The following is a 23,635-nucleotide window of genomic DNA, read 5'->3' as shown; positions in this document are numbered from 1 at the left end:
TTATGGGGCATGTTAATTGATTAAGAGTGCCCTATGCGCGTTTCCAGTTTCACCCGATTATTATTAGTCGTATTAAGTGCCATCAGTATTGCATTAGCAGCCGTTCTACTTTGGGCAAGTCAAACAATTAATGCCCTTAATCAACAAACAACTTCATATAATCAGCTTAAAAATACGGTAGTGGTTGATCTTGCTAATAGTTTACAAGATTACCTAGCCTATGGTGATAACCAGTACTTAACTTTGGCAAAATCACATATTGCATCGGTGGAGCAAAATTTATCAATTTTACCTGCCTCTATCTCGTTTTCTCTTCAGTCGCAATTAACACAATTACAAAGTGGTATCGACGGTAAATATCTGTCCCTTGGTAAACTAAGCGGTAACAAAAACGCTTTAATTGATAACGCACTTAATGAAATGGCGGATTACGCCAGTGCATTAAGCCAGTATGCGCAAAAAGCGCAAACTTCGAGTGATCAAACACGTTTTTATGTATTAGCAAATGCCTATCAAACAAACGTAGTGCAGTTGGTTATGGCATTGAAAGAAAATAACTTAGAGAGCACTAATCTAGTACTTAAAGAGCTTACCCGTATTGCAAAAGAAATTGAAAATCTTCCTCTGCTAGGCGTTTTTGACCCCACTATTGATGAAGATGAACTGATGCTCACGGGCGACGAACCTGAAGACCTAGGCGAAGAAATACAAGCCGAACTCGTTAGCTTGCCAAATCGCTTACCAAAAGAATTAGCAAATACCAAGCGTTTAAATGAACAACGTGAAATGGGGATTTCATCACTTAGACAAGAAATTAGCAGCTTAACAAACAGTATTTTAGTTGCTGAAAAGCAGTTACGTGATGAACAAAGATTAATTGAAGAGCGAGTATTTTATACCTTGTTAGTCGCTGTGTTGGGGCTGTTTGTGATTGCTGCTGTGGTGTATTTTACGCAGAGAAAGCAAGTGCTCACTCCTGTTAGGGCGCTCAGAAATGCGTTCTCTAAATTAATTGAAAACGATAACCTAGAGCACATTCATGTTGATAACCCAAAAACTGAAATGGGTGAAATTGCACATTACTTCAACCAGCTGATTGAAAAGCAAAAAATAGAAGCAGAAGAGCGTGCTGAAACATTGCAGTTAGTGAGCGACTTTTTAGCAAACATGAGTGAGCAACTAAAAGTAATGCTAACGGCATCAGAACAATCAATAAATGAAGTTGTGCAAAGTGAAAGCTTGTTAAGCCAAGTGACTGAAATTGGCGAACAAGTAAACGAAATTAATGGCACGGTAAAAAATAATGCTGAGCTGACATTTAGCGCAATGGAAACCAGTGTGAGCCAATCCGAGTCAATGCTGGTGGCGAGTAACAAAACGCAACAGCAAGTGCAGACTGGTATGGATTCAGTTGAGCAGTTATTGAAAGGGGTTAATGATGTTGCATCTGTGCTTGAAGTAATCAACTCGATTGCAGAACAGACCAATCTACTTGCCCTTAATGCGGCTATAGAATCAGCTCGTGCGGGTGAACATGGACGCGGCTTTGCGGTGGTTGCAGATGAAGTTAGGCAGCTGGCAAAACAAACCCAAAATTCATTGCAGAGTATTAAGCAGCAGTTAGATGGTTTAACCTTGAGCTCACAGCAGGTGTCGCAACAAATGGTAGACCTTGCGCAAAATGCAAGTCAGCAAACCGAATCTGCAACGCAATTAAAAGAAACGGCAAGTGGTGTAGCCGACAATGCTCTGTCCGCTTCAGAAGTGGCGAATCAAGCAAGTAATTTTGCTTTAGAGCAAAGTAATTATTTGAGCGAGTTTTCTCATGCTATGGCGCAATTAAAAGCCCGTGTACAAGATTCCAATAAACAAGTTCAAGGTATTCAAATTGATCTTGAACAAAAGATGGTTCAAATACGTACCTCATTAGGTCTACAATAAATTAACCATATTTTGGAGTGAGTAAAATGATTGAGATTAATCAAACCCTACCAAGTCATACATTTAATTTATTAACAAACGAAGGTATGACAACGCCAACAACTGCTGAATTATTTGCTAATAAGAAGGTTGTGTTATTTGCGGTTCCTGGTGCATTTACACCTACTTGTTCAGCAAGCCACCTACCAGGCTTTGTGGTACACTTCGATGCATTAAAAGAAAAAGGCGTCGATAGTGTAATTTGTCTTTCAGTGAATGATGCCTTTGTAATGAAGTCTTGGGGCGACAGTGCAAATGCTGAAAACATTACCATGTTGGCAGATGGCGATGGTGCATTCACTAAAGCACTTGGGCTAGGTATGGAAACAGGTGTCTTTGGTGGCTATCGTTCACAGCGTTATGCCATGCTTGTTGAGAACCAAACGGTTACTCAACTGTGGCTAGAAGAACCTAAAGCCTTTACTGTTTCAAGTGCTGAATCTGTACTTGCGAATATTTGAAACAAATAAGACTTGTTTTTATTACCCTTATACTCACCTTTTTCTTTAATTAAATTAAGCAGTTAATTGCCTTGCAATTAGCTGCTTAACGCTTACAATGCGGATTTTTAACATTCTGTATAGTCGTGGAGTTCATATGTTAGCACCTGCAATGGTTGAAAAGTTAAACGAGCAAATTAATCTGGAGTTTTATTCATCAAACCTTTATCTACAAATGAGTGCATGGTGCGAGGATAAAGGATTTGAAGGTGCAGCAGAGTTACTGAGAAAGCATGCCTTAGAAGAAATGGATCATATGAACCGCTTGTTTACATACGTGAGTGAAACAGGCGCAATGCCAATTTTAGGTACTATTGAAGCGCCACCGCATGAGTTTGCATCGCTTGGTGATGTATTTCGTGAAACGCTTGAGCATGAATGTCAAATTACAAAAGCGATTAATGAACTGACTCATGTGGCATTCACAACACATGACTATTCAACCTTTAACTTTTTACAGTGGTATGTTGCTGAACAGCACGAAGAAGAGAAATTATTTAAAGGCATTTTAGATAAAATTGAGCTGGTTGGTGAAGACGGTAAAGCACTTTTCTGGATTGATAAAGATCTTGCTGAGCTAGCAACAAAAGGCACGTCATCAATTATGGAGCCTGGTGCTTAATTCTGCTTGTTGTCATTAAGGTTCAGGTTTCAGAGACTTTGCTGAATCCTGAATCCTGAATCCTGAATCCTGAATCCTGAATCCTGAATCCTGAATCCTGAATCCTGAATCCTGAATCCTGAATCTATTCAAAAATTACATTTGCACTCTGTTATTAATGTGCGTAAAATGTGCGCTCTTTCGACCAAACAAACTTTGTTTTCCTTGCCTTAAACCGACTGGTCGAAACGGTAAAAGGCTAAATTAACCGTAAGGAATACCCATGCGTCATTACGAAATCGTATTCATGGTTCACCCAGATCAAAGTGAGCAGGTTCCAGGTATGATCGAGCGTTATACTGGTTCTATCACTGAAGCTGGTGGTCAAATTCACCGTTTAGAAGACTGGGGTCGTCGTCAACTGGCTTACCCAATCGAAAAGCTTCACAAAGCACACTATGTTCTAATGAACGTTGAAGCACCAACTGAAGTAATCAACGAGCTTGAAACTTCTTTCCGCTACAACGATGCAGTACTACGTAACCTAGTTATGCGTACTAAAAATGCTGTAACTGAAGCTTCTCCTCTTGCTAAAGAAGAGAAGAAAGAAGCTGCAGAAGCTTAATCGTTTTTGAGACTTGTATGACTGATAACCAGTTCGTTTTGTCTGGCACGGTTTGTAAAAAACCTAAATTCAGTCAAAGCCCAGCCGGAATACCACACTGTATTTTTGTGTTAGAACACAAATCTACGCAAATGGAAGCAGGACTTAATCGTAGTAGTTATGTTCGCATTCAAGTGGTTGCTAGTGGCGAAGGCTTAAAACAACAAACTCAAGATATTGATATGGGCACGCAACTTACTGTACGCGGTTTTATTAACCGTCACGAAGGCCGAAATGGCGTGAGTCAGTTAGTGTTACATGCTCATCATATTGAAAGAATTACTATTGGAGATTTATCTCATGGCACGTTACTTCAGACGTCGTAAGTTCTGCCGCTTCAAAGCGGAAGGCGTACAACAAATCGATTATAAAGATCTAGCTACTCTTAAAAACTACATCACAGAAAGTGGCAAAATCGTACCTAGCCGTATCACAGGTACTAGCGCTAAATATCAGCGTCAACTAGCTGCAGCTATCAAGCGCGCACGCTACTTAGCCCTTCTTCCATACACTGACTTACATAAGTAAGCAGCGGTTTAACTAGTTTTTAAAAGGTGTAGAGACATGCAAGTTATTCTACTAGATAAAATCGGTAACCTTGGTGCGCTTGGCGACCAAGTTTCTGTAAAAGCAGGTTACGCACGTAACTTCCTTTTCCCTAAAGGTAAAGCAGTTCCAGCAACTAAAGCTAACATTGAATCTTTCGAAGCACGTCGTGCTGAGTTAGAAGCTAAAGTAGCTGAAGAACTAGCAGCAGCACAAGCTCGTGGAGAGAAACTAGAAGCATTAGCTGAAGTTACTCTTGTATCTAAAGCGGGTGATGAAGGTAAACTATTCGGCTCTATCGGTACTCGCGATATTGCTGATGCTATCTCAGCTGTAGGCCTAGAAGTTGCTAAATCAGAAGTTCGTCTACCTAACGGTACTATCCGTGAAACAGGTGAATTCGATGTAGCTATCCAGCTTCATTCAGAAGTAACAACTACTATTAAAGTAATTGTTATTGCTGAAGCTTAATCAAGTTTCTTGATTAGTAAAAACCGAGCTTAGGCTCGGTTTTTTTATCTCCGAAATCCAACCTCTCCACGTAAATCTTGTCCCTAATACTGTTCACTTAGATTTACAAAATAAATTAACATATAACCGAAAAGTATTGATTTGAATGATTATTACGCGATAATGACAGCGTTGTCACAATTTATTTGGCGTGAAAAGGTTAGAGAGTGCGAAATCTAAAAACTAAAAAAGCGGGTGGTTTTACACTGATTGAGGTCATGATAACGGTGGCCATTATCGGAATTCTATTAGCTGTGGCATTACCCAGTTACAGTGAATATGTTAAAGATGGTCGACGTGCTGAAGCGCAACAATATCTTATGCAACAAGCTGGCGTATTGGAACGTAACTATACGCGTTTGGGGCGATACCCAAATGCGCAAGCGATTACATTTAAACAGTCTGACTACTATGCATATACCTACAAACCTGTAAGCGATACTGAGTTTTCATTAACAGCTGCACCTAAGGGGGCTCAAGTAGGTGATAAGTGCGGCTCCCTTTCAATCAATCAGCAAGGCCTTACCTCCGCCAGCATCGCATCGTGTTGGAAATAGCATGAAAAGACACATAGGTTTCACGTTAATTGAAGTTATGACGGTTGTAGCAATTATCGGCATTCTATCTGCTGTTGCCACGCCAAGTTTCATTAAATATATCAAACAAGATCGCATTATTAGTACTGCAAACGAGTTGATGAGCACATTCAAAATGGCGCGAAGCGAGGCCATAAAGCGCGAAAAAATTGTGACATTAACAGCGCAAGATTCAAAGTGGCTTGCCAGTGTTGATAATCAAACATTTGTTATTTTTGATAATGATAAAACAGGTGTTTTGGTGTCAGGAATTACAACACAAACCGTAACCGCACTAGGTGAGTTTCCTGTCACAAGTATTGAAATTAGCGATCGCGATGGTGACACAACCGATCGGTGTTTTCGTGTTTACGCCAGTGGTCAAAGTCGCATCGAAAAAGGGAGTTGTTGATGAATAAAGTAAATAAACAGAGAACACAGGGAGGCTTTTCCCTCGTTGAGACTATGGTTGCGCTTGTTGTTTCCAGCTTTGCGTTACTTGGTATGGCTGCAGGCCAATTGCAGTCGCTTAAGTATGCATCTAACTCGTTTGATTACACCCTATCGTTATTACAGGCAAATAACGCAGTAGAGCAAACGTGGGCAAACTTGTGCGATTTACAAAAAGGCACTGTTGCTTTTGCGGATGTGGCACCGGCGTCACAATTTAATAAATACACAATCGATTTTGCAAATAATTTCAACAGCGATAATTTTCGCGTTGGCGTAAGTTGGTCGGATAAGCGTATGACTGATAATTTAGCTAATCGCGTTGAAATTGAAGCAAGCTTTCCTGACATTTCAGGGAGTTGTTAGCCATGAAAAAGTTCATACACAAGGGTTTTACATTGGTTGAGTTAATGGTTGCTTTGGCGGTAAGCAGCTTTCTAATGGCTGGTATTACATTTGTTTATATTGCTCTGAGTGAGTCGGTAGATACTTCAAAAGAGCTTGAAAATGCGCAAGAAGTTTTAAGATACAGCTCAGAAGTATTTACCCGAAGTTTAAAACAAACAAAGTCATTACCCACCATTCCTAATGCGACTAGCCTTGTTGTGCAGCAAGAGACAGAAGGTGCAACAGCATGTAATAGCACCAAACCAGCGGTGCCGTTTAGTGAGACATTTACCTTAGTTGATAGTCAGTTACGTTGCCAAGTAAATGCTGAAGCTGAGCAAGTGCTGTTAACAGGATTAGAAGGTATTAGTTACCGCTTAAACGGTGACTTAGTGGAAATCACGCTTACACCTGAAAGTTTAAATGTGGACATGCTCGCGAATGGATTTCAAATTGATGTTGCTCTCAGTGGCAAGATACTTGAGGAGGCGTTGAACTGATGAACAAGCAACAAGGCTTTACCTTACTTTCAGTAATGATTTTAACCACAATGACAAGCATTATTGTGTTGAGTTCATTGCGCGATAACTTTATTCAAGAGCGCTTAACTGGTAATTATCAAAAGAAGATGAATGCCCGTTTAGTGTCTGAAAAAGGCATTTTTGATACACATAAGCGTGTTTTAGCTGAGTTGGCTAGTAACCCTGTAACTACCCTTGAACAGCTTATCAATGATACTTTGGGTGAAAACAATTACATCACAGGGCGCGCACAGACAGATGATATGTCTTATGCGACGCGACTGGGTGTAAATAGTGATGGCCTATTGGAATTAAGCAGTGACGGTAAACGCTTTGAAGGGGCCAATAATACAGTTGCGTTATTTCGACTAAGAAAAGGCGGCGCGGCTTCTACCTTTGGTTCAGCGATTATCGGCTGTGAAGGTGTAGGGTTAGGCGCCAGTGGCAGAATTGATAGTTATAACTCTGATGAAGGTGACTATGACGCCAGCACAGCGTCTGCAAACTCAGGCGTAACAACAATTCACCATGATTCTGATATTAATTTAACAGGTGCAGCTGATGTGTGGGGAAGCATTGCGGCAACCGGGAGTATTAATTTAGGGGGGAGTGCAAAAATCTATGGTGATGCCCATGCTAACCACAATATTGTGATTGATGCGGGCCCTGGTTCACCTGATTTACCGGAAGGTTTTGACAGCGATATCACAGTGGGTGGTGATGTGCTTGCAATTGGCAATGTGGAGCTTATTCAAAACCAAGTTGGTGGTGTGATTCGTACCATGGGCGATTTGTACTTGGGTAGTGGTTCTTCAACAAAAGTACGAAACCAAGATAATAATGGCTTAGATGTGATGTACCGAGGTGAATTAACCCATCGCGGTAATGCACTGCCATTTCAATACTATCAAAATGATGTACCTTATACCGATGCAATGTTTAATCAATCGCCAAATGTACCAAGTGTTCCTGAGGTTGATCCAAATAATTTACCCGAAGATCATGACTACCAAGATCCAGCAACAAACTGTGATCCTATTGGCATCAGCACTGTGGTTGATGAATTCAAAGATGCCACAGCGAGTGATCTATTACTAACTAGGGGCCAAACTGTATATGAAGTGACGCCGCGAGGTGGCCAGCTTGTATCTGGTTGGGAGTCGTGGATGGGTGAAGAGCCAGCAGCATTATCCACTTATAGTGAAACGCTTCCTAGTGGTGAGCTGGTAAACATGCTTAAAGTGAAAGACTTTACGGTAAATGGTGGTGGCTTTAAAGTGTCTGGTGGTGATGTTTATATGCTAGTCGACGGTGATTTTACCATTGGTACCAGTGGCACAACTGTTTTTGAGATTGAAGCAGGTTCAAGCTTAACGATTTATGTGACAGGAAAAACAACCATTAAAAAGCCAGTGATATCTGAACAGGGAATGTCTGATGGAGGCGTTCCTGTCTTTTCAATATACTCATCTTATACAGGAAAAGATGGTGTTGTGATTGATGCTACTGGAAGCTTATATGCGGCTATATATGCACCAGAAACAGATGCAAAAGTCGCAGCAAGCGGCGGGTTAATGGGGTCTATTCGTGCTAAAACAGTGAGCCTGTCAGGCGATACCGGTATTCACTATGATACGCGTTTAGGTGAAGTCGGTAATGTCACTACCTGTTGCGGCACCACCTCATTAGAATTTGTAGGTTGGCGCTATTTATAATCTCATAATGTAACTATCTGTTTTAAAACGCCCTTTAGCTGGGCGTTTTTATTTTCTCAAAAAAATTTATTTTCATTTAAACCTTTCCAAACCCAGCTTACGTCTAATAAAGTAATCAACAAGATAACAACACAAAGGAAGTTGACGTGTTAATTGATGCAGAGCAGCGCTTTGTTAAAGAACAAGAAGCAAACTTTGATCTGCAGTTAATCGAAAAAGTGAATAGAGGGGATAGACAAGCTTTTCATGACTTGTATAACCGCCACTACAAGCGCGTTTTTGCTCTTACTTTACGTTTAACTGCAAATGAAAGTCTCGCAGAGGAAGCACTGCAAGAGGTGTTTGTTCAGTTATGGCAAAAGCTATCGAGTTTTGATGGCAAAGCTAAATTTACAACCTGGCTACACAGTGTTGCTGCCAATATCACGATTAGTTATTTGCGAAAACAAACTAATTGGCTGCAAAAAGTTGTTAGCTTTGAACAAGCTGGAATGCCAGAACAAGAAGTTGAAATGTGTAATGACCTAAATGGGTTAGATAAATACATTGTACGTTTACCTGAAAAAGCACGTCTGGTTTTCGTTTTGTTTGCGGTTGAAGGGTATCGCCATGAGGAAATTGCAGAGCAATTGAATATGGCGGTGGGGTCATCAAAAGCTCAATACCATAGAGCACGTAGTTTATTAAAAGAGTGGATGAGTAATGAAACAGACTAATTTAGACAAAATGTTAGATGACGCAGTCGCTCAACTGCCGACAGAAATCACCCCTAAAAAAGATCTGTGGCAAGGTGTTGAAAACGCAATTGCTAAGCAACCAACACAGATTGAAAAGAAATCCCATGTTTGGCAGCAAATTACTGCTATGGCCGCATGTATGTGTTTGGGCTTACTGAGCTACCAAGTATTTTTCAATCAGCAGAGTAATCAGTATGAAGCGGGATTACAGGCGATGACACAAACCTTTAAACAAGAGAAACAAGCGTTACTTGTTAAATACAGTGATCAGAAAGCGCTAGCGGATAATTGGCAATCACAGTTAGCAGAATTAGAAAATGCTGAAAAAGCGATTAAATTAGCATTAGAAAATGAGCCTGAAAATGCCACGCTGCTTAGAATGTTATCGCAAGTATATCAGCAGCAACTTGATTTAATTAACAAAGTTCACAAGCCAAGCTGGCAACAAATTTAAGAGGAATCATTATGAAGTTATTAGCCATTGCATGTACAAGCTTACTCTCATTTTCATTACTGGCAGGTGAACTTGTTGATAAAACAATTGATGTACCTGAAAACAACAAAATCTTTATTGAAAATGATCAAGGCAAAATTATCGTAAAAGGCTGGGATAAGCAACAAATGCAAGTTTCAGGTACCTTAGATGACCGAGCGAAAGGATATACTTTTCGCAATAGGCAAGGTGGTCGTACAGAGTTTATTGTTGAAATGCCTAATCGTTATCAAAATAAAAATAGTAAAGGGTCAAACCTGACTATTTATGTGCCACAAACCAATTTGGTGAATATTGAAAGTGTGAATGCCGATATGGACATTGAAGCTCTCAATAATGGATTAGTATTAGATACAGTAAATGGTGATGTAGATGTTGTAAATGTTTCAGGTCGCATCAGTTTAGATACGGTAAATGGTGATATTAAATCGGCAAATCTAAATGGTCGTATTCATATCGAAACGGTAAACGGTGATGTGAATGATGCTAACTCACAAGGTGAAATACGCTTTGAAGCTGTTAATGGTGACTTAAGAAGTACTACTAAAAGCCAAGATGTTCGTATCGAAACGGTGAATGGTGATGTTGAAATTAACGCTGAAACGATCAAAAACCTTGATATCACAACGGTTGGTGGCGAAGTAGAAGTGAAGATGGAACAACTTGCAAGCGGCGCTAATATCCAAGCAGAAAGCGTGAATGGCGACATTGTATTGAAGTTACCACAAGGCCTTTCTGCTGAAATCGAAGTGAATGCCCATGCGGGCGGTAAAATTCGCAACAGTCTATCAAACGATAAAGTGAAAAAGGCAAAATATGGTCCATCGAGCTCACTGGAGTTCCAGCTAAAAGATGGCGATGTAGATATTGAAATCGATACTGTTAATGGTCGCATTGAGCTGAAATACAACTAAACACAGCTTATCGACAATAAAGCCCAGCCCAATGCTGGGTTTTTTTATTGGTTCTGGTTAGAATAGTCAGATTCTCTTCGAGTTAAAGCGCATCATGGCAAAAGCAGATAAACAGTTAGATACCCTAAAAGTCCCTCCGCACTCTATTGAAGCAGAACAGTCTGTTTTAGGCGGTTTAATGCTTGATAATGAAGCATGGGATCGTGTTGCAGAACGTGTTGTTGCACAAGATTTTTACACCCGTACCCACAAGCTTATTTTCCAAGCGATGGAAAAGCTGGTTGAGAGCGGTCAGCCTATCGATTTAATTACCATTTCTGAAACGTTAGAAAAAACCAATGAATTGGATGCGATCGGTGGCTTTGCTTATTTAGGTGAAATCGCTAAAAACACCCCAAGTGCTGCCAACATTAATGCTTATGCTGAGATTGTTCGCGAGCGTGCAGTTGTGCGTGAAATGATCCATGTTGCCAATGAGATTGCTGATGCGGGTTATAACCCTGAAGGTCGTGACAGTCATGATTTGCTTGATCTAGCTGAGACCAAAGTATTTAAAATAGCTGAACAACGCACTAAAAGCTCAGATGGTCCGCAGAATATTCACAATATTCTAGAAAAAACTATTGATAAGATTGAAGAGTTATATCAATCACCGCAAGATGGTGTTACTGGTGTGAGTACCGGCTACTCCGATCTCGATAAAATGACCGCGGGTATGCAGCCTTCAGACTTAATTATTGTTGCAGCTCGTCCGTCAATGGGTAAAACCACCTTTGCTATGAACCTTGCTGAACATGCGGCAATGACCCAAGATAAACCAGTGCTTATCTTCTCGTTAGAGATGCCATCAGAGCAAATTATGATGAGGATGCTCGCATCACTTGGCCGTATAAACCAAACAAAGGTACGTACCGGTCAGCTTGATGACGATGATTGGGCGCGCCTTTCATCGACTATGGGATTGTTGATTGAGAAAGGTAAAATGTACGTCGATGATTCTTCAGGCTTAACGCCAACAGAACTTCGCTCTCGTGCACGTCGTATTGCGCGTGATAACGGTGGTATCAGTATGATTATGGTGGATTACTTGCAGCTGATGCGTGTGCCAAGTTTGCAGGATAATCGTACCCTCGAAATTGCCGAAATTTCACGCTCACTCAAAGCGCTAGCAAAAGAATTAGAATGTCCTGTAATTGCGCTTTCTCAGCTTAACCGTACGCTTGAACAACGTGCCGATAAACGCCCAATTAACTCTGACTTACGTGAATCAGGCTCTATCGAGCAGGATGCCGATTTAATTATGTTTATTTATCGTGACGAAGTATATAACGAAGACTCAACCGATAAAGGTGTTGCCGAAATCATTATCGGTAAACAACGTAATGGCCCAATTGGTAAAGTGCGCTTGACCTTCCAAGGCCAGTTCTCGCGTTTTGATAATTACGCAGGTCCGGCAATGGATGATGAATATTAATGCGTTTAGCGTGTGCCGAAATTAATCTCAGTGCGCTAAATCAAAATCTCGCGCGTGTTAGGCAATTAGCACCAAAATCTCGTGTTATGGCTGTATTAAAAGCCAATGCTTATGGTCATGGTCTTGTTACTATTGCACAAAGTCTTGTTGATGCGGATGCATTTGCAGTCGCACGTATTGACGAAGCATTAGCATTGCGTGCTGGTGGTGTAGTAAAGCCAATTGTTTTACTTGAAGGAGTGTTTCGCTCTGAAGACTTAGCGATTGCTGCGACTAGTAACTTTCATATCGTTGTACATGACGAAGCTCAACTTTATATGTTGGAACATGCTGAACTCGTCAGCCCTATTAGTGTTTGGCTCAAGCTTGACACTGGCATGCATCGTTTAGGTATTGAACCTAGCCTATGTGATGATTTCTATAGACGTCTCGAATCATGTAAAAATGTTGCAGCTAATATTAAATTAATGACGCATTTTGCTTGTGCTGATGATACCCAAAACAGTAAAACAACAGAGCAAATGGCTCATTTTTTCCAAAACATTAAAACGGTACACAATGAACTTTGTCTTGCAAATTCAGCAGGTATTGTTGGTTGGCCAAAAAGCCATTGCCATTGGGTGAGACCTGGATTGATGTTATATGGCGTATCGCCAATGCTAGCTGCTACGGGCAAAGATCATGCGCTTAATGCAGTAATGCGCCTCACTTCAAGCATAATCGCAATTCGCAACGTAAAAGCAGGTGAAACGGTTGGCTATGGCAGTGCATGGCGAGCTTCAAACAACACGCGAATTGGTGTCGTTGCTATGGGTTATGGTGATGGTTATCCAAGACATGCTCCTAATGGTACACCGGTTATAATTAATGGAAAGCGTTTCTCTATTGTGGGTCGAGTGTCAATGGATATGATTACAGTGGAACTGGGAGATGATCATTCGGTTATGTTAGGTGATGAAGTTGAGCTTTGGGGACCTAATTTACCAGTAGAAGAAATTGCTCAATTCGCGACTACCATACCTTATGAGCTATTATGTAATATTACGCCTCGCGTAGAATATAAATATATTCAAGAGTAGGTTTTAGCTTAAAAATTTAAAGGCGAGTGTTAAAACATCTCGCCTTGTAATGTTGCCACTAAAGTGCGAGCACCACCATAATCTCGGTGCTCACCAAGATAAATGCCTTGCCAAGTTCCCATATTTAATCGTCCATCAGAAATCGGGATACTAATACTCGATCCTAAAGTGCTGGCTTTAATGTGTGCAGGCATATCATCATCACCTTCATAGTCATGCTTATAGTAGCTTTGACGTTCAGGTACAAACTTATTGAAATGGCTTTCCATATCCATACGCACAGTAGGATCTGCATTTTCATTGATTGTTAGGCTTGCAGAAGTGTGTTGAATAAAGAGGTGTAAGATACCAATACGGTAACGACTAATTTCAGGGAGTTGAGCATTGATGTCATTATCAACTAAATGAAAACCTCGCGAACGAGGCTTCAAAGAAAATGTTTTTTGCAACCACATAACTAGAGTTTGTCGAAACAAACCTCAATATGGGCAGAGCCAAAATCTGAAGTAAATGGCATAATCAATTTTGGTCCATCACATTTATGCGTAATGGTGTGATCTTTGCCTGATACAACAACAGGTGTCGCCATATCAAATTCGTAACCTTTATCACCGAGCAAATTTTTTGCCCCGCCAGCAACCATATTAGTGATTTCACCCACCATATCCGTTACTTCTTCATTTATTTTTTCGGGGCGTTCGCCAAGCATACGCTCCATTACAGTCATTGCCAATTCACCGTCAAAGGTAATTGAAAGGGAACCTTTGGTTTGAGGACCAACCATGCCGATCAGGCCTGACACATCGCCAACAGCCACTTCAGTTTTCTTAATATTTGGCTTACCAGGTGTTAAGTCAGTTTGTGCCATCGTAGATAACACATTGAGTAATGAAGAAATAAAAGGGTTAATGAATTCTACATTCATGTTTTTGTCCGGTTCCGTTTTTTAGGCGATTATCATCTTTAATTCAAGAATGAAGTTGCGGTTTTTGCAAACAAAATCTCATAATTATTGGCACTTAGTACAAATACCACGTGCTTCGATTGTTTGAGATTCGACTTTAAAGCCAAGTTCAGTTGCTTGGTTGTTTAACTCGTGTGCAATTGCATGAGAGTGAAGCTCTTCAACATGACCACATTTTTCGCAAACAAGTAATTGCACTGGGTGCGTGTGATCAAAGTGATGACACAGCATAAATGCATTGGTACTTTCAATTTTATGAATGAAACCCATTTCAGCCAAAAAATCGAGCGCCCTGTAAATAGTAGCAGGTTTTGCATTTGGCTCTGTTTGTTTTAGCTGTTCTAACAAGTCGTATGCACCGACACCAGCTTGAGTTTCAGCGAGTAAGCGAAATACTTTTTCACGAATTGTAGTAAAGCGAACCCCTTTGTCGTTACATACGACTTTCGCTTTTTCAGTTAATGCTTCAACGGTCATAAATTTGTTCCTCGATATCAAAGTCATCTTACCACAATAAATTTAACATTTTGTAGTTAAGTCTTTATTTGTCAGCTTGTTTATGAATATAAATTGAGCAAAGGTGAAAAATCGAGTAGAATCGCGACCCCGTATTTACTGAGGTGTACTGTGAATAGACGTTTTTCTGTAGCCCCAATGCTTGATTGGACAGATCGCCATTGTCGAACTTTTCATCGACAGTTAACTAAGCATGCAGTGTTATATACAGAGATGATAACGACTGGTGCGATTATTTTTGGCAAAGGTGATTATTTACACTTTGGTCAACACGAGAAACCTGTCGCCTTGCAGTTGGGTGGTTCCGATCCCAAGGCGTTAGAGGAATGCGCAAAACGTGCTGATGAATATGGCTATCAAGAAATTAACCTGAATGTAGGTTGTCCGTCCGACCGTGTGCAAAATGGTCGTTTTGGTGCATGTTTAATGGCTGAGCCTCAATTAGTGGCTGATTGTATTGCAGCAATGAAAGCAGAAACAAATGTTCCTGTAACGGTTAAAACGCGTATTGGCATTGATGAGCAAGATTCTTACGAGTTTCTAACAGCCCTAATTGAAGCGAATTACAATGTTGGTTGTCGCGACTTTATTATTCATGCTCGTAAAGCGTGGTTACAGGGCTTAAGTCCGAAAGAAAACCGTGAAATTCCACCACTAGATTATGATCGTGTTTATCAGCTTAAACGTGACTTTAATGACTGTCATATTTCACTTAATGGTGGAGTAAAGACCATTGAAGAGTGCTTAACGCATTTACAGCATATTGATGGTGTGATGATTGGTCGCGAAGCCTATGCGAATCCATATATGCTGGCAGAAGTTGATAGGGCTATTTACGGTAATGAACAAAGCGAACTGCTTTCACGCCACCAAGTGGTGCGTAACATGTTTGATTACATCGAATCAGAAATGACGAAGGGTGCTAATTTTTGGCATGTAGTAAGACACATGCTTGGTATTTTCCAAGGTCAGCCGGGTGCCCGTTCATACCGTCGTCACTTATCTGAGAATGGCCATAAAAAAGATGCACAAATCTCATTGTTAGAGGAAGCGCTGGCATTCGTACCTGAATAAGACAATCCCGATATAGGGAAACGCTAATTCCGCTTTCGGGAAATGGTAAGGCTAAATAGTGGTGAAATTAACCATTGTTTAGCCTTTTTTTATAACTTAAATTAAGGGGTGGTTGTTATAATCAATTAAATCAACAGCTTATGTTTTTGGCATGCTCTTTGTTATGTATGAAGCAAGATATGAATTTTTGAAGCAAACGTTATGTTAGCAAAATTAGTTACTACAGCGTTGTTACTTATCAATTTACTGTTTCAGAGCATAGTTGCAACACAGGCAGAAAAGCAGACGCATATTGCACAAATATGTGAACAAGTACCAAGTGTTGCGAGTGTTTTGCATTTAACGTGTGAGCAAGGAGCTTAAAATGTTGGATTTATTTGATTTATTTAGCCTATTTTTATTACCAGTTATTAGCTTACTAATTACTGTGGGCGTTTGGCATGGTTTTATGGGGCAGCGCAGTGTGTTTCTATCAAAATAGTGACAGGTGCGCGCCATTCCTTTCCTTTAAACATTTCATTTTTTAATTGCTCTTCGTTATATTCAAAAAAAGTTTTCCTAAAGTCTTTTAGCTCAGCAAACAATGAATCTGTTTGTCACATTTCAATTTCTTTTCTTTTTCAAATTAAACTCATATTAATGTTTTTACGTCAGTAGCTGGATAACTACATTGATTGATGATGCCGCATATAATTTTACTTTCTAACAGTTGGTTAAAAATACTATTTAGTTGGTCAAATTTACTAATTTTATAGTTTTGCTAATCAAGAGGTTTGTGTTAAGTTCTTGTTTTATATTTATTTTTTACTTTTGGCATAAAGGTTGGAATAGAAAGGTGTGAGAAAAATATCAGTCATCAACAGGAGAGAGTTATGGGAATTTTTACTCGTTTAACAGATATCATCCAAGCCAATGTTTCAGCTGCGTTAGATCGCGCAGAAGATCCTGAAAAGCTAGTTCGCCTTATGGTACAGGAAATGGAAGAGGCACTAGTCGAGCTTCGTTCAACTTCAGCAAGTCTTATTGCAGAAAAGAAAACATTACAGCGTAAGTTATCAAAACAGCAATCATCATCTGATTATTGGCACTCGCAAGCTGAAAAAGCAGTACAAAAAGACCGAGAAGATTTAGCCAAAGCAGCATTAATTGAAAAGCAAAAAGCCAATAAAGAAATCGATGCAATTGCGCCAGAAATTGCACGAATTGATGAAGTGCTCAACAAAGTGTCAGCAGACAGTCATTCGCTGCATGAAAAATTAACTCAGGCAAAAGCTAAGTTAAAAGAGTATCAAATTCGCTCTCAATCGGCTGAGGTTCGAGTGAAAGCAAAGACGCAACTTCACAGCGAGCAAATTGACAGAGCACTTGAGCGCTTTGCTGAAATTGAGCATAAAGTTGATCGAATTGAGGCACAAATTGAATCGTATGAGGTAACTCAGAGTTCAAGCTTAAAACAGCAGTTTGATGACTTAGAAAAAGATGAAGTGTTAGACGCTGAACTAGCAAGCTTAAAAGAGCAAGTTGCTAAAAAAGCAGCTTAGGAGGTAGTGATGAGTATTCAAGTTGATAACAGTAGTTTTTATAAAGACCGATTAAATAAAAAGGTGTCTGGTGTATGCGCGGGGTTAGCGCGTGGAAATAATTTACCCATCTGGGGGGTGAGACTCGGGGCTGTGGCTGCTTTATTTGTATTTCCAGTTGCCACATTGCTTGCTTATTTTGTCGCAGCAACGGTGCTTCCAGCCAGATATTATTAATGTATAAAATGTCAGGGGCAGTGTTAATACGCCCCTAACAATTTACAATAATTAATAATTTTCAGGTACTTTTTGCATCTTCCTCTGTAGTATACTGGTTTAAAACATAGAGGGATTAACATGTTAAAACGCTACCTATTTTTTGTAATTTCGTTTTTTTCTTTTTCATTAGCTGCCAATCAAGTTTTGGTTTCTGACTTTACTGTGCGTGAATTTATTCCAGGCGCACCTTCCAGCGTTGGGTACCTAAAAATAACCAATCACTCAGATAAAGAGTTAGTACTAAGTTCAGTGTCACTTGATAAACTTGGTCGAGTTGAAATTCATAACCATATTCAAAAAAATGGCATGATGAGTATGGTGAAGCTTGATAAGTTGGCAATTGATATGCATTCAACTAAGGTGTTTCAGTCAGGTGGCTTACATTTAATGCTGTTTTCACCCAAAGCGAAATTGATTAAGGGTGAGACGATCAATGCAAAGTTTCATTTTGCATCAGGCCTTACTGTTGATGCAAAGGCAACTGTTGTAGGCATCAATGAGAGCATTGAGAATGAACATCAGCATCACCACCATCATTAGGAGGGGATATGCAACACAAAGGTAAAATAGCAGCTGCGGTTGCGTTTGTTTTTTTGTTTTTTTATTTAATTTCTGTTTATTGGAGCATTGAACCTGAAATTTTTAATGTTCAGCAACGTGCAGAGCAGGCCGCACAAGAACAGCAACAGCAAGTTGTAACAGGGTTTGTTACAACCACAGCAGTTATAGAAGTTGCCAGTGCGTTATTGAATAAGCCTGGTGGTTACTTAACGAATGATGTTATGCCGCCATCTGTGGTTATGGATAATATGCCATCATGGGAATTTGGTGTACTTGAAATGACGCGTGACATTACCTTGGCAATGCGTAAGGACTTTAGCCGTTCGCAGTCTCAGTCTACCGAGCATCCGGAACTTAAAACAGCACAACCGCAATTTAATATCAATTCAAAGGCATGGATATTACCAAGTGCTGAAGATGAATATCAAAAAGGCATCGACGCATTAATTCGTTACCGTAAGGACATTGCAAACCCTATCGATTCCAGCGCACAGTTTTATGCTCGCGCTGATAACTTACGAGCCTATTTAAAAGAGGTGGAAAAGCGTTTAGGTAGTTTAAGCATGCGATTAAGTAGCAGTGTGGGGCAAGATAAAGTGAATACGGATCTTGCTGGTGACTCAGCAGCAAGAAGAGCCAGCTATGCACCTTCTCATCAGCTTGTTAAAACGCCTTGGCTGGAAATTGATAATGTATTTTACGAAGCGCGTGGTGCTAGTTGGGCATTGCTTCATTTTTTTGCTGCCATTGAAAAAGACTTTGCTGATGTGCTAGAAAAGAAAAATGCATTGGTGAGTGTGCAGCAAATTATGCGTGAGCTGGAAGCTACACAAGAAAATGTGTGGAGCCCTATGGTTTTAAATGGTAGCGGATTTGGCTTTGTTGCAAATCACTCATTAGTTATGGCCAACTATTTATCGCGAGCTAATGCGGCAATAATCGAATTATCAGAATTACTCTCTCAGGGATAAAATAATGAAAAAAATAATGTTTGGTGCGGCGTTAATTGCTGCAACTTTGGCTCCGCAAGCAAAAGCCGATACGCTACTTGGTTTATATGTGGGTGGTGATTATTGGGCTGCACAATCTTCAGGCGGTTTAGGCACTTCTAGTGATCTACAAAACTTTAACTTTGAAGATCAAGAATATGGTAGCTATTACGCTGCCCTTGAACATCCCATTCCGTTAGTGCCAAATATCAAACTCAAGTATAACCAGCTTGAGCTTAATGCCGATGCAACCTTAAATACCTCGTTTGGCTTTGGTGATAAAGTATTTAAAGTTAACTCGATTGTTACCGGTGACAGTGATCTAAGTCATGTTGATTATGTGCTTTATTACGAAATTTTTGACAATGATTTGGTATCAATTGACTTAGGTTTATCCGCAAAACAATTTGATGGTTACATTGCCGTTAAAGGCGATGACCAATCAATGGGCATGAGTGAAGAGTCAGTTGATTTTAATGGAATCATCCCGATGGCATACGGTGCAGTGCAATTTGGCTTACCATTTACAGGTTTAAGCGCGTTTGCTGAAGGTCAGTTATTAGCAATTGGTGATAGCAAAATTCAAGACTATCAAGTTGGTGTAGCATGGGAGTTTATTGACAATATGGCTGTTGATGTTGCCGTTAAAGCTGGTTACCGTGCTATGTTGTTAGAGCTTGATGACGTTGATGATATTTATACTGATGTTGAGGTTGATGGCTTCTTCGCTGGTTTGCAAGTTCACTTCTAAAAGCATATCAATTTTGCCAACTTTAGTTGTTGGCAAAATTGACCTCGAAGCTTTTTTCTAACGCTTTTCTTAAACACTCAAGATATTTACTACTTAATTTATTGCTGGTCAATCGTGCCAAAGAGTACCCTGTTTGGGTGAATTTATAGTAGGTTAAGATGCTGCCTTTACGTTTTGCTGTGAGTGTTAATGTTCCATTAGCAAAACTTAGAGTTTGACTTTCTCCGCTTTCAAACGCTTTGGACTCTATTTCCTGCATATAGATTAATTCAATATCAATTAACGTCAGAATATCGGGATAATTAAGGCCTGCACTACTGAGGTTTACGTAGCTCTTTTTGTTTGGACTCAGAAAGTTGAGCAAGCTGGGAGTGAGGTAACTACCAGTTATTACTTGATGAAAACCATCATTTGCAGACTTACCAGCACAGCTTGTGGCTAATTGAAAAATATCCGCCTCTTTTGGGGTGATATGCTTTAATGTGATTAGGCTTTTATACGAGAAAGACCCCGGGTTTATTACTTCACCGGCAAGTACTTTTGCCCATAATTTTTGAATATTTTTGTTACTGGTATCTTCTGCCAGTTCTAAAAAACGCTCAATCCAATCAGGATCAGGCTCGCCTTGCGAGGTCACAGGAGGACAATAATGTTGTGCTAACCCTAATATGGCCTCAATATTGTTTTGTTTTCTCACTAGGGCGAGTTTGCGGCGCTTTTGTGCTCGTTGCAGTATACTATCAGTACTTTTGTAATTCGGGATTGGGCTAACTGTTTTAGACACTGTGTCTTGTTCTAAGCGCTTTGAAGTTGTTTCTGTATTTGACTTGGTCTGTTCTACGCCAACTTTACTTTTTATGATTTGCGCTAAATGTTGTTGTGCGGTAACAGGTTTAATTGGCATTTTGAGTTTCCAAACTTTGACTCTTACAAAGCGAGTTGAGGTTTCTTAATCCCAAGTCAATCGCATCGTGCGTTTTATATTTATAATACTGAGTTAAAATACCGCCAAGAAGAGGGGTGTTAATACCTCCCTCAATTGCCCACGTTATTTGTAATTGATCGGCAAAAAAATCAGCTGTGATGCTGCCAATATTGGTATTTTGTTCATAAACACTGGTGTAAGAGATGGTGTGATTGGTCATTGCAGTTACAGTCATTTCACCAATGTTGTCACCGCTTTGCCATTTTAGGTAAGCGCCAATCTTGTTGCTATTTGCCAGCTCTAACGCTTGCCAGCTCTTCTCATAAGTAGCAAACGGAGTCCATAAGTGCCACTGAGCTAAATCAAGAACCCAATTTTCGAATTGCACTTGTTTACAGTGGCTCGTAATCGTTTTCGCAACTGTGTAACTATTTGGCAGCAGAACACTTGTAATAGCAACAAGCAGTAGTATGCTGAAGAATGTGCGAATGAAATACCGCATGTCACTCCGTCATTTAATAAAAAATCTTATCAATCATAGTATTTTTAAAGATTATAATTAATAGTCTATACTAGGTAAGTGACTGATGCTAACGTTGCTTTAGTAATGAGAACAACTGGCTAGTGGATAGCAAGTTTAACCAATAAGAAAAAATGTATAGTGACCAGAGAAAGAGTTCAAAGGTCTTGTGACGACGTAGAGGTTTCATGACACAACCTGCCGAAGAACAGTTTTTATTCTTAAATGAAGATGATAACGAAACCCCTGAGCAATACTCTGGATTTTGGGATGTATTAATTGTAGACGATGAACCAGAAGTCCATTCTGTAACACAGTTGGCATTATCGGGCTTATCATTTTGGAATAAACAACTCAGATTTCACCATGCTTACAGTGGTGATGAAGCGGTTAGAAAACTAGCAGAGATTCCTAACATTTCAGTTGTCTTGCTTGACGTTGTTATGGAAACAGATGACGCAGGGCTTGTCACTGTTAAACGTATTCGTGAAGAGCTTAATAATTCTCAGCTAAGAATTATTTTACGCACAGGTCAGCCAGGGTATGCGCCTGAAGAAAACATTATCCGTGAATACGACATCAATGATTACAAAACAAAAACTGAGCTCACTCGCGCAAAACTCGTAACTTCACTTGTTACTGCGCTGCGTTCATATCAACAACTTTGCGAATTATCCGAGCACAATACCGGCCTTGAAAAAGTGTTGGATGCGGCTAAATCAATCAATGGCTTAGAGGACTTAAGTGCGTTTGCATCACAAGTTATTGAACAAATAGCTAGGTTACTTGATGGCACAGGTGATGGCGTTATAGTGAGTGCGGAAGCTGGTCGTTCTGCAGTTCTTGGTGGCAGTAATGAATATAAAGGCTCGCTTTGGCAAGGGATTGAGCAAATTGATAACAGCCGAGCTCTGGGCGTCTTGCAGCAAACTTTACAAAATAAATCCCACCAAATTTCAGATCATGATAGCTGTTTTTTTGTTGAAGACGATAAATCACAATTTGCGATTTATCTCGAAACAAAAGAGATGGTCCATGAACAACAAATTAAGCTAATTGAAATCTTTTTACAGAACGTATCAGTAGCGTTTAAAAATGTTCGTATGCTCAGCGAGTTACGCGATGCAGCATATAAAGATAAGTTAACTAAACTGCCAAATCGCAATGACTTTATAAATCAAATTGAACGTTATTTTTCTGAGAGTGTTAACGCCTACACTTTATACTTTATTGATATCGCTGACTTTTCATCTATAAATAACGGTTTAGGGCAAGATGTTGGTGATCTCTTACTGCAAGCAGTTGCCACGCGTATTCAAGAAGATATTGTAGGTATTAAGTATTTTGCACGCATTGGTGCCGATGTATTTGCTGCTTTGGTTGAATCAGAAAAAGTCACACCAGACTCGCTAAACCACGTTTTATCTTTACCTTTCCTTGCAGGCGAGCACTTATTGCCAGTCAACTTCCATTTAGGTGTTTGTGAACAGCAATATTTTTATAAAGACGGAAAAGATACGCTTAAGTCATGCTATATCGCCCTAAATTTAGGTAAGAAACACCTGCGTTTTAATTACGAGTATTACCTTCCTGAGATGGAAGAAAAGATGGCGTGGCAGCTTGGAGTATTAAAAGAGTTACGTCATGACTTTAGTGAACATAAGTTAGAGGTGTGGTATCAACCGCAAATCTGTTTATCAACCCGTGAAGTTATAGGTTGTGAGGCTTTGTTACGATGGCCAAATGAACAGGGGAGCTTCATTTCTCCCGCTATTTTTGTGCCTTTAGCTGAACAATCAGGTTTAATCATACCTATCGGTCAGTGGGTGTTAGAACAAGCATGTAAAACACAAAGCGAACTGTTAGAACTCGGCTTTGATATGCGTATTGCAGTTAATGTTTCTGTACCGCAATTTCGAGATCCGCAATTTGTCACCAAGGTCAAAGAAACACTCGCAAAATACAACATAACGCCGCATAAAATCGAATTAGAAGTAACTGAAAGTATCGTAATGGATGAGCCTGAAATCGTCATTGAAGCGCTCACTGAATTAAAAGAGCATGGTTTAGAAATTGCAATTGATGATTTCGGCACTGGATTTTCTTCGCTTTCGTACTTAAAAAAACTGCCACTTAATCGCATTAAAATAGACAGAGCCTTCGTAAAGGATATCCCTGAAGATACAGGTGCCATTGCTGAGCTAATTGTGTCATTGGGTAAAAAGCTTGGTTTAAACACCATTGCAGAGGGAATTGAGAACGAAGATCAGGCAAATTGTTTGCGCCTAATGGGTTGTGAAGAGGCGCAGGGCTTTATGTTTGCAAAGCCTATGCCGTTTAAAGAGCTACAAGAATTTTTGCTGTCTAAAAAATAAACACTAGAGGCTAGC

Annotated in this window: 30 protein-coding genes; 25 read left to right on the top strand and 5 right to left on the bottom strand. The window is 39.9% G+C overall.

Annotation, left to right across the window (positions count from 1 at the left end; translation table 11 throughout):
- Positions 1 to 33: 33 nt before the first annotated feature.
- The 17 genes from OM33_RS00535 to alr all read left to right on the top strand — a co-directional run bounded on the left by OM33_RS00535 (position 34) and on the right by alr (position 13,146).
- Positions 34 to 1,941 (top strand): methyl-accepting chemotaxis protein, encoded by a 1,908-nt coding sequence (locus OM33_RS00535; protein ID WP_038637371.1) that lies wholly within the window; start codon positions 34 to 36, stop codon positions 1,939 to 1,941.
- Between the two features lie 26 nt (positions 1,942 to 1,967).
- Complete coding sequence (locus tag OM33_RS00530; RefSeq protein ID WP_038637368.1) at positions 1,968 to 2,441, top strand: peroxiredoxin; 474 nt, start codon at positions 1,968 to 1,970, stop codon at positions 2,439 to 2,441.
- Between the two features lie 136 nt (positions 2,442 to 2,577).
- A complete protein-coding gene (ftnA, locus tag OM33_RS00525) occupies positions 2,578 to 3,102 on the top strand; it encodes a non-heme ferritin (protein WP_038637367.1) in 525 nt (174 codons plus the stop codon).
- A 262-nt stretch (positions 3,103 to 3,364) separates the two neighbouring features.
- A complete protein-coding gene (gene rpsF, locus OM33_RS00520) occupies positions 3,365 to 3,706 on the top strand; it encodes a 30S ribosomal protein S6 (RefSeq protein ID WP_010561955.1) in 342 nt (113 codons plus the stop codon).
- A gap of 17 nt (positions 3,707 to 3,723) precedes the next feature.
- Entirely contained in the window at positions 3,724 to 4,071 is a 348-nt protein-coding gene (gene priB / locus OM33_RS00515) for a primosomal replication protein N (protein ID WP_038637364.1), read from the top strand.
- Positions 4,046 to 4,273, top strand: a complete 228-nt coding sequence (gene rpsR / locus OM33_RS00510; RefSeq protein WP_010561953.1) for a 30S ribosomal protein S18 — start codon at positions 4,046 to 4,048, stop codon at positions 4,271 to 4,273. Before priB ends, rpsR begins: the two co-directional genes overlap by 26 nt.
- Positions 4,274 to 4,309: 36 nt before the next feature.
- A complete protein-coding gene (gene rplI, locus OM33_RS00505) occupies positions 4,310 to 4,762 on the top strand; it encodes a 50S ribosomal protein L9 (RefSeq protein WP_038637361.1) in 453 nt (150 codons plus the stop codon).
- Between the two features lie 206 nt (positions 4,763 to 4,968).
- Positions 4,969 to 5,358 (top strand): type IV pilin protein, encoded by a 390-nt coding sequence (locus tag OM33_RS00500; protein ID WP_038637359.1) that lies wholly within the window; start codon positions 4,969 to 4,971, stop codon positions 5,356 to 5,358.
- 1 nt (position 5,359) lies between these two features.
- Positions 5,360 to 5,788 (top strand): GspH/FimT family pseudopilin, encoded by a 429-nt coding sequence (locus OM33_RS00495; RefSeq protein WP_038637356.1) that lies wholly within the window; start codon positions 5,360 to 5,362, stop codon positions 5,786 to 5,788.
- Positions 5,788 to 6,192, top strand: coding sequence for a type IV pilus modification PilV family protein (locus OM33_RS00490; RefSeq protein ID WP_038637354.1), 405 nt, complete (start codon positions 5,788 to 5,790; stop codon positions 6,190 to 6,192). The genes OM33_RS00495 and OM33_RS00490 overlap by 1 nt, the downstream gene beginning before the upstream one ends.
- 2 nt (positions 6,193 to 6,194) lie before the next feature.
- The gene (locus tag OM33_RS00485) at positions 6,195 to 6,713 is read left to right on the top strand and encodes a PilW family protein (RefSeq protein ID WP_038637351.1); all 519 of its coding nucleotides are present in this window, start codon (positions 6,195 to 6,197) and stop codon (positions 6,711 to 6,713) included.
- Positions 6,713 to 8,449 carry a DUF7305 domain-containing protein gene (locus OM33_RS00480; protein WP_038637349.1) on the top strand — a complete coding sequence of 579 codons (1,737 nt, stop codon included), beginning with the start codon at positions 6,713 to 6,715 and terminating at the stop codon, positions 8,447 to 8,449. Before OM33_RS00485 ends, OM33_RS00480 begins: the two co-directional genes overlap by 1 nt.
- A 146-nt stretch (positions 8,450 to 8,595) precedes the next feature.
- Positions 8,596 to 9,165, top strand: a complete 570-nt coding sequence (locus OM33_RS00475; protein WP_038637346.1) for an RNA polymerase sigma factor — start codon at positions 8,596 to 8,598, stop codon at positions 9,163 to 9,165.
- Positions 9,152 to 9,640 (top strand): hypothetical protein, encoded by a 489-nt coding sequence (locus OM33_RS00470; protein ID WP_038637343.1) that lies wholly within the window; start codon positions 9,152 to 9,154, stop codon positions 9,638 to 9,640. The genes OM33_RS00475 and OM33_RS00470 overlap by 14 nt, the downstream gene beginning before the upstream one ends.
- 11 nt (positions 9,641 to 9,651) lie before the next feature.
- Positions 9,652 to 10,593: a DUF4097 family beta strand repeat-containing protein gene (locus OM33_RS00465; RefSeq protein ID WP_038637340.1), complete on the top strand. Its 942-nt coding sequence runs from the start codon at positions 9,652 to 9,654 to the stop codon at positions 10,591 to 10,593.
- A 94-nt stretch (positions 10,594 to 10,687) separates the two neighbouring features.
- Positions 10,688 to 12,067 carry a replicative DNA helicase gene (gene dnaB, locus OM33_RS00460; RefSeq protein WP_038637337.1) on the top strand — a complete coding sequence of 460 codons (1,380 nt, stop codon included), beginning with the start codon at positions 10,688 to 10,690 and terminating at the stop codon, positions 12,065 to 12,067.
- Positions 12,067 to 13,146 carry an alanine racemase gene (gene alr / locus OM33_RS00455; RefSeq protein ID WP_038637334.1) on the top strand — a complete coding sequence of 360 codons (1,080 nt, stop codon included), beginning with the start codon at positions 12,067 to 12,069 and terminating at the stop codon, positions 13,144 to 13,146. The genes dnaB and alr overlap by 1 nt, the downstream gene beginning before the upstream one ends.
- Before the next feature lie 29 nt (positions 13,147 to 13,175).
- On the opposite strand, the gene OM33_RS00450 is transcribed toward alr, so the two are convergent.
- From OM33_RS00450 to OM33_RS00440, 3 genes are all read right to left on the bottom strand, one after another.
- Positions 13,176 to 13,601 (bottom strand): secondary thiamine-phosphate synthase enzyme YjbQ, encoded by a 426-nt coding sequence (locus tag OM33_RS00450; RefSeq protein ID WP_038637331.1) that lies wholly within the window; start codon positions 13,599 to 13,601, stop codon positions 13,176 to 13,178.
- A gap of 2 nt (positions 13,602 to 13,603) precedes the next feature.
- Positions 13,604 to 14,071, bottom strand: a complete 468-nt coding sequence (locus OM33_RS00445) for a chemotaxis protein CheX (protein WP_038637328.1) — start codon at positions 14,069 to 14,071, stop codon at positions 13,604 to 13,606.
- Between the two features lie 84 nt (positions 14,072 to 14,155).
- Positions 14,156 to 14,587 carry a transcriptional repressor gene (locus tag OM33_RS00440; protein ID WP_038637325.1) on the bottom strand — a complete coding sequence of 144 codons (432 nt, stop codon included), beginning with the start codon at positions 14,585 to 14,587 and terminating at the stop codon, positions 14,156 to 14,158.
- 150 nt (positions 14,588 to 14,737) lie between these two features.
- On the opposite strand from OM33_RS00440, the gene dusA reads away from it, so the two are divergent.
- The 7 genes from dusA to OM33_RS00410 all read left to right on the top strand — a co-directional run bounded on the left by dusA (position 14,738) and on the right by OM33_RS00410 (position 19,800).
- The gene (dusA, locus tag OM33_RS00435; protein ID WP_267884429.1) at positions 14,738 to 15,700 is read left to right on the top strand and encodes a tRNA dihydrouridine(20/20a) synthase DusA; all 963 of its coding nucleotides are present in this window, start codon (positions 14,738 to 14,740) and stop codon (positions 15,698 to 15,700) included.
- A gap of 201 nt (positions 15,701 to 15,901) precedes the next feature.
- Positions 15,902 to 16,063: a hypothetical protein gene (locus OM33_RS22435; RefSeq protein WP_199922465.1), complete on the top strand. Its 162-nt coding sequence runs from the start codon at positions 15,902 to 15,904 to the stop codon at positions 16,061 to 16,063.
- Between the two features lie 509 nt (positions 16,064 to 16,572).
- A complete protein-coding gene (gene pspA, locus OM33_RS00430; protein ID WP_038637321.1) occupies positions 16,573 to 17,241 on the top strand; it encodes a phage shock protein PspA in 669 nt (222 codons plus the stop codon).
- A 9-nt stretch (positions 17,242 to 17,250) separates the two neighbouring features.
- Positions 17,251 to 17,457: a PspC domain-containing protein gene (locus tag OM33_RS00425; RefSeq protein ID WP_038637317.1), complete on the top strand. Its 207-nt coding sequence runs from the start codon at positions 17,251 to 17,253 to the stop codon at positions 17,455 to 17,457.
- A gap of 120 nt (positions 17,458 to 17,577) precedes the next feature.
- Entirely contained in the window at positions 17,578 to 18,039 is a 462-nt protein-coding gene (locus OM33_RS00420) for a copper chaperone PCu(A)C (protein ID WP_052140829.1), read from the top strand.
- Between the two features lie 8 nt (positions 18,040 to 18,047).
- The gene (locus OM33_RS00415) at positions 18,048 to 19,031 is read left to right on the top strand and encodes a DUF2333 family protein (RefSeq protein ID WP_038637315.1); all 984 of its coding nucleotides are present in this window, start codon (positions 18,048 to 18,050) and stop codon (positions 19,029 to 19,031) included.
- Positions 19,032 to 19,035: 4 nt separating this feature from the next.
- A complete protein-coding gene (locus OM33_RS00410) occupies positions 19,036 to 19,800 on the top strand; it encodes a TIGR04219 family outer membrane beta-barrel protein (RefSeq protein ID WP_038637312.1) in 765 nt (254 codons plus the stop codon).
- 22 nt (positions 19,801 to 19,822) lie between these two features.
- On the opposite strand, the gene OM33_RS00405 is transcribed toward OM33_RS00410, so the two are convergent.
- Together OM33_RS00405 and OM33_RS00400 are read right to left on the bottom strand one after the other, a co-directional pair.
- Positions 19,823 to 20,704, bottom strand: coding sequence for a TIGR03899 family protein (locus OM33_RS00405; protein WP_038637309.1), 882 nt, complete (start codon positions 20,702 to 20,704; stop codon positions 19,823 to 19,825).
- Complete coding sequence (locus tag OM33_RS00400; RefSeq protein ID WP_038637307.1) at positions 20,694 to 21,227, bottom strand: SRPBCC family protein; 534 nt, start codon at positions 21,225 to 21,227, stop codon at positions 20,694 to 20,696. The genes OM33_RS00405 and OM33_RS00400 overlap by 11 nt, the downstream gene beginning before the upstream one ends.
- A 206-nt stretch (positions 21,228 to 21,433) precedes the next feature.
- Between OM33_RS00400 and OM33_RS00395 the strand changes: the two genes are divergently transcribed.
- Positions 21,434 to 23,620 carry a two-component system response regulator gene (locus OM33_RS00395; RefSeq protein WP_038637304.1) on the top strand — a complete coding sequence of 729 codons (2,187 nt, stop codon included), beginning with the start codon at positions 21,434 to 21,436 and terminating at the stop codon, positions 23,618 to 23,620.
- Positions 23,621 to 23,635 lie beyond the last annotated feature (15 nt).

Origin of the sequence: Pseudoalteromonas piratica (genome assembly GCF_000788395.1) — a bacterium.
Classification (GTDB): Bacteria; Pseudomonadota; Gammaproteobacteria; order Enterobacterales; family Alteromonadaceae; genus Pseudoalteromonas; species Pseudoalteromonas piratica.
This window is presented reverse-complemented; position numbering and strand designations above follow the sequence as displayed.